This is a genomic window from Exiguobacterium sp. H66, assembly GCF_018618705.1.
GTDB classification, from domain to species: Bacteria; Bacillota; Bacilli; order Exiguobacteriales; family Exiguobacteriaceae; genus Exiguobacterium_A; species Exiguobacterium_A oxidotolerans.
Map to the genome: position 1 here is coordinate 260,449 of NZ_JACSMQ010000001.1, position 14,308 is coordinate 274,756.

Here is a 14,308-nt window from a genome sequence, read left to right on the forward strand (position 1 = left end):
GCCGAACTTTGCCTTCCTGCCAACAACGGGACTAGGAAAATTAAAAAAAAACGTCATACCGAATCAGAACATGTCCGGTATGACGCTTCATCAGGATTCAAGCAAGTGCTCGATTTCCTCAGTTCGATTGGCCTTTTCTTGCTTACTCGGTCGTGCACCGGACTTCAATTCACTTAAAGAATAATTGAAATTCATCTCGAAATGCGGATAATCAACAAAACGCTTCCAGTCGCCACCCCACTCAAATCCAAGGGCTTTACCAACATCGGCGACCTCTCGCCAATCACTCTTGCCTGATTGATTGCCATCGTAGTCAATGTCATATGAAATCCCGCCATCAATCATTTGTACGAAGTCAATCGCTAGACCGTAGTTATGCATTGATTCCCCGCCACGCGCATTTGTTACGATGTCACCAGGCGTTGAACGACCTTGTGCATAGAGGGCATCCTGTTGTTTTTCAGTGCGATAACCTTGCGTGATTCGAATATCGATATCGTAGCAAGAGTGGCTAATTCGAATCAAATCCTCCGCCCCTGCTTCGACGGCCGGGTGGAGCTGTTTGAGGTTGTCGCGACTAGCATTAATCAAACGGTTCTCCCCTGCTACATCCCGGGGACAGCTGTCAATTCCTAAATCTGGTTGGTCTAGTAGAACAGACGGTAAACGATTTGTTGAAGCGGCAAGAAACAACCCGACCGCGAACATCGCGAATAAAAACAAGATCCAGGCAAAGATTGTCCCTCTCTTCATTAGCGGCGGAACTTCTTCCGTAATCGCTTCAGAATCGGTAGACCTGTTTCAAGCACAAGATAAAGAGGTTTGTTGAGAACGTAATCAAATTCTCCGATTTTTTCAATCATCGTACTGCCCCAGCCCGACTTAAACGCGTATAACCCTGCATAGTGATCATCCGGGTCCGTCGATCCACTGACGCCACCAAAATCATACGATACGGCGCCGTGCGCTTTGGCATACTGCATCATCGTCCACTGCATCAAGTGATTCGGCATGAACTCACGATACTCATTTGACGACGCACCATATAAATAGTAAGAACGACGACCGGCAAGCGTCAATAATCCACCTGAGAGAATGACGCCGTCCGGATGCTTCGCGGCAATTGCCATCAACTCAGTTTTTGATTTCTCAGCCTTGTCGATTTGTGCTGTCGTCTGTTCGAGACGATTGTGCAGACTCTTGATTTTTTTCTCCGTCGTCTCCTTTTCAAGCTGTCGGTGGATTTTTGCTAATTCGCGATCAGCTTGTAACAATAATGCTTCCGTGCTTTCAAGTGCCTTCGCCGCATCAAGTTTTGTTAAAAAGAGTGCCGCATCCCCGTTCGGACGCAAATGATCATAGAGATTTTCGAAGTAGTCAAGACCACGGATCGAGAACCCGTCCCGTTCGCCCGTTTCGACCATCAACTTCGCGAACGTTTTCAGTTCTTCACGACTCGCTTCATAGCAAACAATTCCTTTTCGTTCAGCCAGTCGGACGTTGTAGCGAAACTTTGAATGAAACCGATCAAAGATTTCTTTCTCCGTTCCTTCAAGGCTCGTCTCCATCGTAAAACGCGGTTGCGCATGATCGAAGCCGCCACCAAAACCATTATGCTTAAATCCGAGGGTCATCATTTCTGTCAGCAGTGTCGGGTCTTCATCACGATCAATGTTCGGATCCAATTTGATGGCGATGGCTTTATGTTGTTTTGCCACCTTAATCGCGAGATCACGCAGTGCTGTGACGGCTTCTTTATTTGCATAATCGACGACAAATCCGCGCGGTGCGTAACATAACGTAAACGGTAGTTTCGGCACTTGCTTAAATAAGAGTAAAGCGACACCGATTGGTTGACCGTCCGGCGTTCCAACAGCAATCCGCTGATGGGTCCATCCTGTCGCCTGTTTGACGTCTCCCCATGCCGGTAACTGTAATAAGTCCCCTTTTGGATGTGTTTTAACAAACGCTTCAAATCGTTCTGTCGTTAATTCAAGTGGTTGATAATTCACTGCTTTTCCTCCAATTGGCGTATCATCTCTTTGACGATTTGTTCTTCGTCGAGTGGTGTTTTTTCGTCACCAATGATTTGATATTTTTCATGCCCTTTTCCTGCGAGAATGACGATATTATCGGGACGTGCAAGACTCGCTGCATATCGAACGGCTTCGACTCGATCGCCAATTTCGACGAATTGGTCATGAAGCATCCCTGACGCAATCCCTGATGTGATCGACTCATAAGACTCAAAGCGCGGATCATCCGTCGTGACGATGACCGTCCCGGCATAGGTCGATGCCAATTGTCCCATCATCGGACGTTTCGTCACATCCCGATTTCCACCTGTTCCAATCAAGAAAATAATCTTCTCTTTCGGGACATCGACGAGGGCCTTCAGACATTGCTCGATTCCATCTGGTGTATGGGCGTAATCGACATAGACATTATACCCGTCGATCGGTAAACGTTGCATCCGCCCTTGGGCTGGCTGAATCTGAGTGATCGCGTTCGAAATCTCAGGTAAACGATAGCCGAGTGATAATAAGATACCTGTTGCGAGCAACAAGTTATAGACGTTAAAACGACCAATGAATTGGACCGTCAATTCAATCGACTCTTCTTGATAATCCATCGTAAATGTCGTCTCTTGAAGTGTCTGTGTAATGTTGTGTGCCTGCAAATCCGCGGGCTGATCAATGCCATATGTTAACACGCGCGCACCCGTCATCATCTCAAACAATTCACTTGTCGCATCGTCTGCATTCAAGACGGCTACCTTTTCATCCGATAGGCGCTGTCCGAGTTGTGCAAACAATAACCCTTTTGCGCGGGCGTAGTTTTCGAACGTCTTATGGAAATCGAGATGATCATGCGTTAAGTTCGTAAATCCTGCCACATCAAAATCTGCGCCCGTGACACGTCCTAGCTCTAATCCATGCGACGATACCTCCATAATGACGTCTTCAACGCCCTCTTGGTACATCTGATGGAAAAATGCTTGCAGTTCCGAGCTTTGTGGCGTCGTATTCCGACTTGGAACGACACGGTCACCAATCTTCACTTCGACAGTCCCGATGATTCCTGTCTTACGCCCTAGGCGCGCCAAGACGTCACGAACAATCGTCGTCGTCGTCGTTTTTCCGTTTGTTCCTGTAATGCCAATCATCCGCATTTTTTCGGAAGGATAATCATAGAATTTCCCTGCAAGTTCAGCGATTGCCCGCGTCGTACTTCTGACAAGAATGACAGGAATCGTCACATCGAGCGCGTGTTCAGCGATGATTGCAATGGCTCCGCTCGATTCAGCTTGTCGAGCGTAATCGTGTCCATCTACTGTATATCCTTTAATCGCGACAAATAATGTCCCAGGCTTCACGTCACGTGAATCTGTCGTCAAAGAGACGACTTCCGCATCTACCATCCGTTCAATTTTTTGAATTTGGATGGCTTCGATTAATTCAGCTAAATTCAAGGGTATTCCTTCTTTCTCGACAACATGTTTTCTGTATGATTTTTTAGTTGAGAGCTTCTCTCACACGGTTTCTTCTTCCATTTCCGGTAAGATATACGCTTTTGCTGGTGGCTCTTCGAAGATATGTGTGATCAATCCTTGAATATCTTCTTTAGTGATGCGCTCCACCTCTTCGATGACTTCTTCTAACGTCGGGTGTTTTTCCAGATGAAGTTCATTTCGTGCATTTCGGTTCATGTGACTTGATGTTCCTTCATTCCCGAGAATGAGTGAACCTTTCAGTTGCTCGATGCCATCTTCAACTTCTTTATCCGTCAAACCATTCGCAAGCAACAGTTTGATTTCTGCTTCTAAGACATCTTCGACTTCCTTCAGTGTTTCGTGTGAAGTACCGACGTAAATCGTGAACGTCCCATGGTCGTCAAATGTCGTGTAGTACGAAAAGACAGAGTACGCCAGTCCCCGTTCTTCACGAATGGATTGGAACAAGCGGCTAGACATCGTCGCTCCAAAGGCATTATTCAATAATGCAAGTCCCGGTAAACGATCGTCCGTAGAATCGATTGCACGGAAATTATAACAAAGATGGACCTGTTCTGTATCCTTTTCCTTACGGATTACATCATTTTTTAGTTCGGGAAGCTGAATCGGACGCGAGGTTTCACTCGGTGTCATGACACTGAACCGCTCCTTCACTTGTTCCACTAAAGCATCCGATACGTGACCCGCAATCGAGATGACGATTTGGTCCGGTGCATACGCCTGTTTCATGTATTCCGTAATCATCTGCCGATTGATTCTAAGAACACTCTCTTCCGTCCCAAGGATTGGTCGCGCCATGACGTCCTCGCCATAGGCTGCGATCGCGAGCAGTTCATGGACGAGATCATCTGGTGTATCTTCGTACATCTTGATTTCTTCGATGACGACCCGTTTCTCTTTTTCGAGTTCTTCTTCGTCGAACGTCGAGTCGAGGAACATATCCGCTAGGACATCAAATGCCGTCGCTGCATGTTCATCTAATGTCTTAACGTAATAACACGTTTGATCCTTACTTGTGAATGCATTAATATTTCCACCAAGTCGGTCGAAGTAAACCGCAATCTCTTTCGCCGAGAACTGTTCTGTCCCTTTAAAGACCATATGTTCGATTAAATGACTGATTCCATGTTCCTCAAGCGTTTCTGTTCGTGAGCCGGCCTTGATGAAAATTCCTGTTGCTACGCTCCGCGCGCTCGGCATCCGTTCGATGATGATTCGTACTCCGTTTTGTAGCTGTATCCGTTCGACCATAATAGTTTCCTCCTGAATCGGAAACAAGGTGGCCCTCGTTGCGACATCCGCACCGTTGAGCCACCTTGTTTTCATTAGTTACGACGTGGTGGACGTTGTCCGTCACGTGGTGGGCGAGATCCTGTATCCCGACGTGGCGGGCGGTTGTCACGCTCTGTTTTTTTCTTTTCATCGTATGCTGCACGGTCTTCCGCGCTCATTCCTTCAACGAGAAGGATTTTATGTGAGGCGTTGACACGACCTTTATCATCAACTTCTGTGACACGGACTTTCAGCTTGTCGCCGAGTTTGACGACATCTTCCGTTTGACCGACACGATCAAGTGCAAGCTCAGAGATGTGGACGAGTGCGTCTTTTCCTTTGAACAACTCAACGAACGCTCCGAATTTCTCAATCCGGCGGACTGTCCCATCAAACTCTTCACCGATGACGACTTCACGAACGATGTCCTCGACGAGTTGACGTGCACGATTAATGCCATCTTGATCTGTCGATGCGATAAAGACCGTACCATCTTGGTCGATATCAATCTTGACGCCTGTTTCATCGATGATCGCATTGATGACTTTACCGCCGGGTCCAATCACATCACGGATTTTATCCGGATTGATTTTGAGGGTAACGATTTTCGGTGCATATTTCGACAACTCGACACGTGGTTCTGCAATGATCGAATTCATGTGTTCAAGAATGTGTAAACGGCCAAGGCGTGCTTGTTCGAGCGCCTCTTCAAGAATTTGACGCGTGATGCCGCCAATCTTCATATCCATTTGTAAAGCAGTTACACCATCTTTTGTTCCTGCGACTTTAAAGTCCATGTCGCCGAGGTGATCTTCCATACCTTGAATGTCTGTTAAGATTGAATAATTTTCGCCTTCTTTAATTAATCCCATCGCGATTCCTGCAACTGGTGCTTTAAGCGGGACACCGGCATCCATCATCGCGAGGATTGATCCACAGATTGAGGCTTGTGAAGAAGATCCATTTGATTCAAGCACTTCCGAGACGAGACGAATCGTATACGGGAAATCTGTTTCTGATGGCAAGACAGGCTGTAAGGCACGCTCTCCAAGTGCTCCGTGACCAATTTCACGACGACCTGGTGCACGCATTGGACGCGCTTCCCCGACTGAGAACGGCGGGAAGTTGTAATGGTGCATGAAACGTTTTTCTTCTTTCAAACCAAGTCCATCGATGATTTGTGCGTCTCCAGCGACACCAAGCGTCGCGACAGACAAGACTTGTGTTTGACCACGTGTAAAGAGTCCAGAACCATGAGCACGTGGCAAGAGACCAATTTCTGAGTCGAGCGGACGAATTTCAGCAAGTCCACGACCATCCGGACGTACTTTATCTTCTGTGATGAGACGACGAACTTCCGCTTTGACGAACTTATTCAATACACCAGAAACTTCAGCAAGTTGTGCTTCCGTGACCGACTCGTCGGCTGCGTAAAGATCAATATATTTTGAGATGACTTCGTTGATCGCGACGTCACGCGCTTGTTTTTCTTCGACTTGAACCGCTGTCGTGACTTCTGCTAATGCTTCCGTCTTCAGACGCGCAACAAGTGCTTCATCAAATGATGACACCGTGTAGGCAAATTTCTCTTTCCCGACGGCAGCAACGATTTCCTCTTGGAACGCAATCAATTCTTTGATGACGTCATGTCCGAGTAAGATTGCTTCGAGCATCGCTTCTTCCGATACTTCCTTTGCACCGGCTTCGACCATGTTGACGGCATGTTTTGTCCCTGCGACTTGTAAATCGATGTCGCTTGCTTCCGACTGACTTGCCGTTGGGTTGATGATGAACTCTCCATCAACGCGACCAATCGTCACACCAGCGATTGGACCGTCAAACGGAATATCCGAGATGGAAAGGGCAATCGAAGCACCAATCATCGCTGCGACTTCTGACGAGTTGTCCGCATCTGAAGAAAGAACTGTCGTCGCGACTTGAATGTCATGACGGAATCCTTCTGGGAAGAGTGGACGAATCGGACGGTCAATTAATCGTGATGTTAAAATCGCGTTTTCTCCAGGACGGCCTTCACGTTTTAAAAAACCTCCTGGAATTTTACCTGCTGCGTATAATTTTTCTTCATAGTTCACTGTTAATGGGAAGAAATCCAAGTCTTTCGGTTGCTTCGACGCCACGACTGTTGCGAGGACGGCTGTCTCGCCATAGCGAATCATCGCTGCCCCGTTCGCTTGTTTGGCCAGTTGACCGATTTCAATTGTTAAAGTACGTCCACCGAGTTCGGTCGAAAACGTCTGTTTTGTTTGTGACATGCACAAATCTCCTCTCACTACTATCCGTTTTTTCATTCAAATCTAATTATGTAGGTTCTTGCGCCAAATGTCCACGAATCGGCAAAAAAAAGAAACAGGAGACAATGCTCCTGCTTCCACTTGTCCTTTTAGTCGGATTAGCGACGAAGACCAAGACGCTCGATCAATGAACGGTAACGAGCAACATCCTTGTTACGAAGGTATGTGAGCAAGTTACGGCGACGACCGACCATTTTCAAGAGACCACGACGTGAGTGGTGATCCTTTTTGTGTGTACGTAAGTGATCGTTCAAAGTTGTGATCTGTTCAGTTAAAACAGCAACTTGTACTTCCGGCGAACCAGTATCGCCTTGTTTCGTAGCATAAGCTTCGATAATTTCGTTTTTACGTTCTTTAGTGAGTGCCATTGTCACTCCACCTCCATCTTTTGAATGACCGTATTGCCGAGCATCGGATGGTGAGACCTGATGCCAAGTCAATCGGCTGTACGTGATCGTACTGACTTATCATAACGAACCGCTATTCTTCTGTCAAACGTTTAAACGACGTGCCGCTTCGATTTTATCTTGAGCGAGTTGTGCTTTTAAGCTCTCGATCCCGTCGAATGCCCGTTCGTCACGTAAATAGGCGATCCACTCCAGTTTTAATTCTTGACCGTATAAATCTTCGTCAAACTGAAGTAAGTGGGTTTCCACACTGACTTCTCCTGTTTCATAAAAGGTCGGTCTCCGTCCGATGTTCGTCATCGCGGGGAATGTCCGTCCATCTTCTAAATGGACATGTGTCGCGTATACCCCGAGTTTCGGAATGACATACGCAAACTCCGGACGGATATTAGCAGTCGGAAAGCCGATTTGTCTTCCTCGTGCATCTCCATGAATGACTGTCCCTTTAATTTGATACGGTTCCCCGAGTAAACTGGCTGCCGCTTCGACTTCACCAGCCGCTAACAGCTTTCGAATCCGCGTCGAACTGACTTTTTCATCATCTGCTTGCTGTTCAGCGACAGTCGTATGTGTGAATTGACCGCGACTATGGAAATCGAGTGTTGCCATTTTTCCAGCTCCGAATCGTCCGTAAGAATAGTCAAATCCGGCGACGATATGTTTCGCACCCGCCGCAATCAAGTACGTATCGACGAACTCTTGCGGGGATAACTCGGAAAACGCAATCGTGAACTCAATCACGTAAGCCCGGTCGATTCCGAGGTCCGCCATCTTCTCGAGCTTTCGATCAAGCGGGGTGATGTAACGGATTTGATCGTCACTTTTTCCGAGGACCTGCTTCGGGTGCGGGTCAAACGTCATCACAGTGACAGGGAGATTGAGCTCCTCGCCTTTCTCGATTGCCGTTTGCAAGACATGTTGATGCCCTAGGTGAACCCCATCAAAGAATCCAAGTGCAATGACTCCCGACTCCGCTACCGGTTTTTCCGGATATGTTAAATGAATGATTTCCATCCCTATCTCTCCGATCTTAATCGATTTGTAACATGACCTCGACACGCCCCATATTGATTTCAGGGTCTCGGCGATAAATCGCTAACGGTACGTCCTCTTCATTATAGACAGTAAACAGTTCGAATTCATCCGGAATGCTTGCAAGCTTTGCTCCGTTTAAAACCCGAGCTGCCGTTTCAGCGTCAACAGTCATCCGTGGCCACTTTTGAATGACTTGTTCAATTGGTAAAACGTACGCCATCCGCTCCTCGACCGTCTCACAGCCTTCGAGCATCGCAAGTGTGACCGTATCACCCTCTTCAATCGCACCCGACGCCGTTCGTCGCAAGTGACTCATGTGCGCTGCATAACCGAGCAACTCTCCGATTTGAACAGCGAGCGTCCGGATATAGGTTCCTTTTCCGCAGGCAATCTCCATGTGAAAGCGGCACGTGTTGTGATCGAACGTCAAAGGAGACGTTCGTTTTAATTCGTGAATCTCAACGACGCGCGTTGGTCGTTCGACTTCGATTCCTTTTCGTGCATATTCGTATAGCTTTCTTCCATTGACTTTAACAGCAGAGTAGTACGGCGGGGTCTGTTCGATTTGCCCAGTCAATTGCCCGAGAACTAAATCGATTTGCGCTTCCGTCACTGCCCCTTGCATCACGCCAGTCGTCTCGACCGTTTCCCCATGGGCATCTTCTGTCGTCGTCGAAAAACCAAGCGTCACTTCCGCTACATACCGTTTTCCTTCATCCGTGATGAACCGCGCAAGTTTTGTCGCCCGTCCTAAACAAATCGGTAAGACGCCTGTGACTTCAGGATCAAGCGTGCCGGTATGTCCGACTTTCTTTGTTTGAAACAAACGGCGCAATTTAAATACACAATCGTGACTCGTCATACCCGCTGGTTTGTCTAACGGTAGTACACCAATCGGTTCCATCTCTCATCATCTCCTAAAAAAAGGGCAACCACGCCTGTGGTTGCCCTGTTCATGTGTCAATCCTTGTTCAAGTTCCGGAGCAACTCATCAATCCGCGATCCATACTCGACCGATGTATCAATCTCGAACATCAATTCAGGAGTTTTGCGTAACCGGATGCGTGACCCAATTTCTTTACGCATGAATCCTTTTGATTTTTCAAGACCGATCCGTGCCTCTTCGCGTACTTTCTCATCACCAAGCACTGAATAAAAAATCGTTGCTTGCTGTAAATCACCCGTCACTTCGACACCTGTTACGGTAATCGCTTTGACACGGGGATCATTGACGTCTTTGATGAGCATTTGCGTAATCTCTTTACGAACTTGTTCTGCAACACGATTTGAACGTACACTCATGTGAATTCCCTCCAGTTCGGATATTCTCCGTTCTGTTACTTCCGTTTTACTTCTTCCATGATGAAGGCTTCGATAACGTCATCTACTTTGATGTCGTCATATTTCTCAATCTTGATTCCACATTCGTAGCCGGTTGCGACTTCTTTGACGTCGTCTTTAAAGCGACGTAGTGTATCAAGTTTCCCTTCATAAATAACGATGCTGTCACGGACGACACGAACACCTGCTGCACGTGTCAGCTTACCTTCAGTCACGTAACCACCAGCAATCGTTCCGACTTTCGAAACTTTGATGACGTCACGGACTTCAGCTTGTCCAATGATTTTCTCAACGAATTCAGGGTCAAGTAACCCTTTCATCGCTTGTTCGATTTCTTCAATCGCATTGTAGATGATTTTGTGAAGACGAATCTCAACTTTTTCTTGATCTGCCATTGATTTCGCGTTGCCGTCTGGACGGACGTTGAAACCGATGATGATCGCGTTCGCTGCTGAAGCGAGGATGACATCACCTTCTGTGATGGCACCAACACCTGAGTGAACGATGTTGATTTTAACGCCTTCGACATCAATTTTCTTGAGTGAACCAGCGAGGGCTTCGACTGAACCTTGAACGTCTCCTTTGATGATGATGTTTAAGTCCTTGACTTCGCCTTCTTTGATACGATCAAAGAGATCTTCGAGGCTGACTTTCGCCGAATCGCGACGTTGTGCTTCGATTTCACGTTGGTAACGTGCTTCACCGATTTGACGCGCTTTTTTCTCATCTTCAAACGCGAAGAATTGATCACCGGCTTTTGGTACATCGTTTAAGCCTGTAATTTCGATTGGTGTTGATGGACCGACTTCTTTCACACGGCGACCGATATCGTTGACCATTGCCCGGATACGACCGAACGTATGACCGACGACGACTGGATCTCCAACGCGAAGTGTCCCGTGCTGGACGAGTAACGTCGCAACCGGTCCACGACCTTTATCGAGTTTCGCCTCGATGACCGTACCACGCCCGTGCATTTCTGGTGTTGATTTGTATTCTTGAACTTCTGAGACGAGAAGAATCATTTCGAGTAACTCATCGATTCCTTCGCCTTTAAGAGCAGAAACCGGTACGAAAATCGTATCGCCGCCCCAATCTTCCGCAACGAGTTCGAACTCTGTCAATTCTTGCTTGACGCGGTCCGGATTCGCTCCTTCTTTATCCATCTTGTTGACGGCAACGATGATTGGTACGCCTGCTGCTTTAGCGTGACTAATCGCTTCTTCCGTCTGTGGCATGACGCCATCATCTGCTGCAACGACGATGATTGCGATATCCGTCACATCTGCACCACGTGCCCGCATCGTTGTAAACGCTGCGTGACCTGGTGTATCGAGGAATGTGATTTTTTTGTTATCGATTTCAACTTGATATGCTCCGATGTGCTGCGTAATCCCACCTGCTTCGCCCGCTGTTACTTTCGTATTACGGATCGAGTCAAGAAGTGTTGTTTTACCATGGTCAACGTGACCCATGATCGTAACGACAGGAGGGCGTTCCGAGAGTTCGTAGTTATCAAGGTCGAGTTCATACGCATCGAAATCCGTTTCGTCGACTTGGACTGATTTTTCAACTTCGAAACCGAAGTCTGATGCTAACAATTCAACCGTCTCATCGTCGAGATCTTGGTTGATTGTCGCCATGACGCCCATGCCCATCAATTTCATGATGAGTTCGTTTGGTTTTTTCGCCATTTTTTCAGCAAGTTCACCGACCGTCAAGTTATCCGCGTATTGAACGACGTTTGCCATCGCTTCTTCTTGTGCACGGCGTGCTGCTTTCCGTTGACTTGATTTCGAGTTCGGGTCAGCGACTTCTAACTTGCGTGGTTCTGCTTTTTTCTGGTTCGGACGACGTTTTCCACCGCGGTTGTTGCGGTTTCCGAATTCTGGACGTCCGCCTTTTGTATTACGTGATTGATTGCCTGCTGGTTTATTAGTAGTAGTTCCTGGTCTGTTCGGTTTATTGTCTGATTTCACTTGTTTTGGAGCCTCCGTTTTTTGAGCCCGATGTTTCTCGGGATTAAATACTTTGTCGAGTTGCTGTACTGTCTGTTCATCTAATACTGCCATATGATTCTTGACGGGTTTCTCAAGCTTTTCAAGCTGTGCGATGACCTGCTTACTTGTTACGTTTTGTTCCTTAGCGAATTCGTATACACGTTTACCCAAAGGATCCACCTCCAATTAGTCGTTCGAGAGGAGTTCAGTTAGCTTTTTCGCAAATCCGGCTTCATTGACTGACACGACAACACGCGCATCTTTCCCTAGTGCATGGCCAAGAATCGAACGATCCCCGACTTCAAGATATGGGACATGATAACTTGTACATTTATCCGTAACCTTTTTACGCGTGGCAGCCCCCGCATCTGCTGCTAAGAGGACAAGCTTCGCTTGTCCTCCCCGTACTTCTTTCAGCACGAGTTCTTCTCCAGTCGTCACTTTCCGCGCTCGGTTCGCGAGACCAAGTAGCGATTCCCATTTACTCATGTATACCTCCCGCGATCTCAAGCAATTGATCATATAATTCATCTGTCGTCTTGACTTTTAAATGATGATCGAGCGTTCGCTTCTTTTTCGCCTTAGTAATGACAGCTACATCTTTCGTTAAATAGGCACCTCGCCCATTCATCTTACCATTAAGATCGATGACAACCTCACTGTCAGGTGTTCGAACGACGCGAATTAGCTCTTTTTTGGTTTTCATTTCTTGTGTGATGACGCATTTACGTAAAGGTACCTTCTTTTGCACGAATTATTCCTCGCCTTCGACTTGGACCGCTTCCACGTCAACTGCTTCATCTTTAAGGAACACATCACGAAGACCCATCGATTCTGCTTCTGACTCACTCTTGATGTCAATTTTCCATCCCGTCAGTTTTGCTGCAAGACGTGCATTTTGTCCGCGTTTCCCGATTGCGAGTGACAATTGGAAATCAGGTACGACGACGATTGTCGCCTTCGCCGGTTCGTTGACATACACGCCGACGACTTGAGCAGGACTCAAGGCATTGGCCACATATTCTTTCGGATCATCGGAATAGCGAACGATATCAATTTTTTCACCATTCAACTCGTTGACGATGTTTTGAACACGTGCCCCTTTTTGACCGACACACGCACCAACCGGGTCGATATCATCTGACGCGACCGCGATTTTTGAGCGATCTCCGGCTTCACGCGCAACAGATTTCACTTCGACTTCGCCATCAGCGATTTCCGGCACTTCAATCTCAAACAAGCGTTTGAGTAAGCCAGGGTGTGTCCGTGATACAAGAATCGATGCGCCAGACCCTTTCACCATTGGGTCGACTTTCGTCACATATACTTTGATGTATTCCCGAATACCGAACCGTTCATTCGGCATTTGTTCATGTGTTGATAGAACCGCTTCGATTCCCTCGAGATTAACATAGAGGTTACGTGCGTCTTGGCGTTCGACCATCCCCGTCATGATTTCATCTTCACGATCCGCAAAGTGATTGTAGATGCGCTCGCGCTCTGCTTCACGCATTTTTTGTGTGACGATTTGTTTTGCCGTCTGTGCCGCGACACGTCCGAAATCTCCCGGTGTGACTTCAACTTTATGGAAGTCTCCTAGTTCATAGGTCGGATCGATTTCATGCGCTTCTTCTAGCGAAAGTTGCTCTTCCGGTTGTGTCAACCGTTCGACGACTTCCTTCAGTGCAAAGACACGAATCTCTCCTGTTTTTTGGTCGAACTCAACCTTGACTGCCTCCGACTCTTTACCGAAGTTCCGGCGGTAAGCTGAAATCAATGCTTGTTCTAACGCATCGATGATGATGTTCTTATCGATTTCTTTTTCTTTTGCAATTTGCTCGATTGCTTCGAGTAACTGTGGTCCCATCGTTCTCTTCCTTTCCTTAGAACAGTACCGCAAGTCGCGCCATCGCGATCTTGGTCACCGGTATTTCAATTTTCAATTTTCGTGTTTTTACGCGGACTTCGATTTCAAGCATTTCGTCGTTATACGCAAGTAACGTTCCTTCAAATTCGGTAGCATCTTTAACCGGATCATTCGTTTTGACGTAGATATGTTTACCAATCGCCTTTTCGAAATCTTCCGCTTTTTTGAGTGGTCGTTCTGCACCTGGACTGGCAACATCTAGATAATAGGGTTCGTCAATCGGATCATCATTATTCAATGCTTCCGATAACTGTTCGTTGATGTTGACACAATCTTCAAGGTCAACGCCACCTTCCTTATCGATGGAGACACGTAGGAACCAATCCGCCCCCTCTTTGACGAATTCGACGTCGACAAGCTCCATCCCCTCTCGTTCCACGATTGGTTTTGCGAGCGCCTCGACCTTCTCAGTTACGTTCGTCATCTTCATCCTCCTTCAAAAAACAAACAAGAAAGGAGCAGGTCCCCCTACTCCTTCCAAGTCGTAGTATAAAAAACAT

14 protein-coding genes are annotated in these 14,308 nt (G+C 47.1%); all 14 read right to left on the bottom strand.

Annotation, left to right across the window (positions count from 1 at the left end; all coding sequences use genetic code 11):
- Window positions 1-90 precede the first annotated feature (90 nt).
- Complete coding sequence (locus tag KNP88_RS01350; RefSeq protein WP_251135700.1) at window positions 91-753, bottom strand: M15 family metallopeptidase; 663 nt, start codon at window positions 751-753, stop codon at window positions 91-93.
- A complete protein-coding gene (locus tag KNP88_RS01355) occupies window positions 753-2,012 on the bottom strand; it encodes a peptidoglycan bridge formation glycyltransferase FemA/FemB family protein (RefSeq protein WP_214892021.1) in 1,260 nt (419 codons plus the stop codon). The genes KNP88_RS01350 and KNP88_RS01355 overlap by 1 nt, the downstream gene beginning before the upstream one ends.
- Complete coding sequence (locus KNP88_RS01360) at window positions 2,009-3,472, bottom strand: UDP-N-acetylmuramoyl-L-alanyl-D-glutamate--2,6-diaminopimelate ligase (RefSeq protein WP_088837340.1); 1,464 nt, start codon at window positions 3,470-3,472, stop codon at window positions 2,009-2,011. Before KNP88_RS01360 ends, KNP88_RS01355 begins: the two co-directional genes overlap by 4 nt.
- Before the next feature lie 60 nt (window positions 3,473-3,532).
- Window positions 3,533-4,765, bottom strand: coding sequence for a M16 family metallopeptidase (locus tag KNP88_RS01365; protein WP_214892023.1), 1,233 nt, complete (start codon window positions 4,763-4,765; stop codon window positions 3,533-3,535).
- 74 nt (window positions 4,766-4,839) lie between these two features.
- Window positions 4,840-7,059, bottom strand: coding sequence for a polyribonucleotide nucleotidyltransferase (gene pnp / locus KNP88_RS01370; protein ID WP_214892025.1), 2,220 nt, complete (start codon window positions 7,057-7,059; stop codon window positions 4,840-4,842).
- 137 nt (window positions 7,060-7,196) lie between these two features.
- On the bottom strand, window positions 7,197-7,466 hold the full coding sequence (gene rpsO / locus KNP88_RS01375; RefSeq protein ID WP_023468676.1) for a 30S ribosomal protein S15: 270 nt from the start codon (window positions 7,464-7,466) through the stop codon (window positions 7,197-7,199).
- Between the two features lie 123 nt (window positions 7,467-7,589).
- The gene (locus tag KNP88_RS01380; RefSeq protein ID WP_159172422.1) at window positions 7,590-8,519 is read right to left on the bottom strand and encodes a bifunctional riboflavin kinase/FAD synthetase; all 930 of its coding nucleotides are present in this window, start codon (window positions 8,517-8,519) and stop codon (window positions 7,590-7,592) included.
- A gap of 16 nt (window positions 8,520-8,535) precedes the next feature.
- Entirely contained in the window at window positions 8,536-9,444 is a 909-nt protein-coding gene (gene truB / locus KNP88_RS01385) for a tRNA pseudouridine(55) synthase TruB (protein ID WP_214804429.1), read from the bottom strand.
- A gap of 56 nt (window positions 9,445-9,500) precedes the next feature.
- Window positions 9,501-9,842, bottom strand: coding sequence for a 30S ribosome-binding factor RbfA (gene rbfA / locus KNP88_RS01390; RefSeq protein WP_029330730.1), 342 nt, complete (start codon window positions 9,840-9,842; stop codon window positions 9,501-9,503).
- A gap of 35 nt (window positions 9,843-9,877) precedes the next feature.
- A complete protein-coding gene (infB, locus tag KNP88_RS01395; RefSeq protein WP_029330732.1) occupies window positions 9,878-12,052 on the bottom strand; it encodes a translation initiation factor IF-2 in 2,175 nt (724 codons plus the stop codon).
- A 15-nt stretch (window positions 12,053-12,067) separates the two neighbouring features.
- Window positions 12,068-12,370: a YlxQ family RNA-binding protein gene (locus KNP88_RS01405; protein ID WP_029330734.1), complete on the bottom strand. Its 303-nt coding sequence runs from the start codon at window positions 12,368-12,370 to the stop codon at window positions 12,068-12,070.
- Window positions 12,363-12,632: an RNase P modulator RnpM gene (gene rnpM / locus KNP88_RS01410; RefSeq protein ID WP_029330736.1), complete on the bottom strand. Its 270-nt coding sequence runs from the start codon at window positions 12,630-12,632 to the stop codon at window positions 12,363-12,365. Before rnpM ends, KNP88_RS01405 begins: the two co-directional genes overlap by 8 nt.
- A gap of 3 nt (window positions 12,633-12,635) precedes the next feature.
- Window positions 12,636-13,748 carry a transcription termination factor NusA gene (gene nusA, locus KNP88_RS01415; RefSeq protein ID WP_029330738.1) on the bottom strand — a complete coding sequence of 371 codons (1,113 nt, stop codon included), beginning with the start codon at window positions 13,746-13,748 and terminating at the stop codon, window positions 12,636-12,638.
- Window positions 13,749-13,764: 16 nt separating this feature from the next.
- Window positions 13,765-14,232 (bottom strand): ribosome maturation factor RimP, encoded by a 468-nt coding sequence (gene rimP / locus KNP88_RS01420; RefSeq protein ID WP_088837345.1) that lies wholly within the window; start codon window positions 14,230-14,232, stop codon window positions 13,765-13,767.
- Window positions 14,233-14,308: the final 76 nt, after the last annotated feature.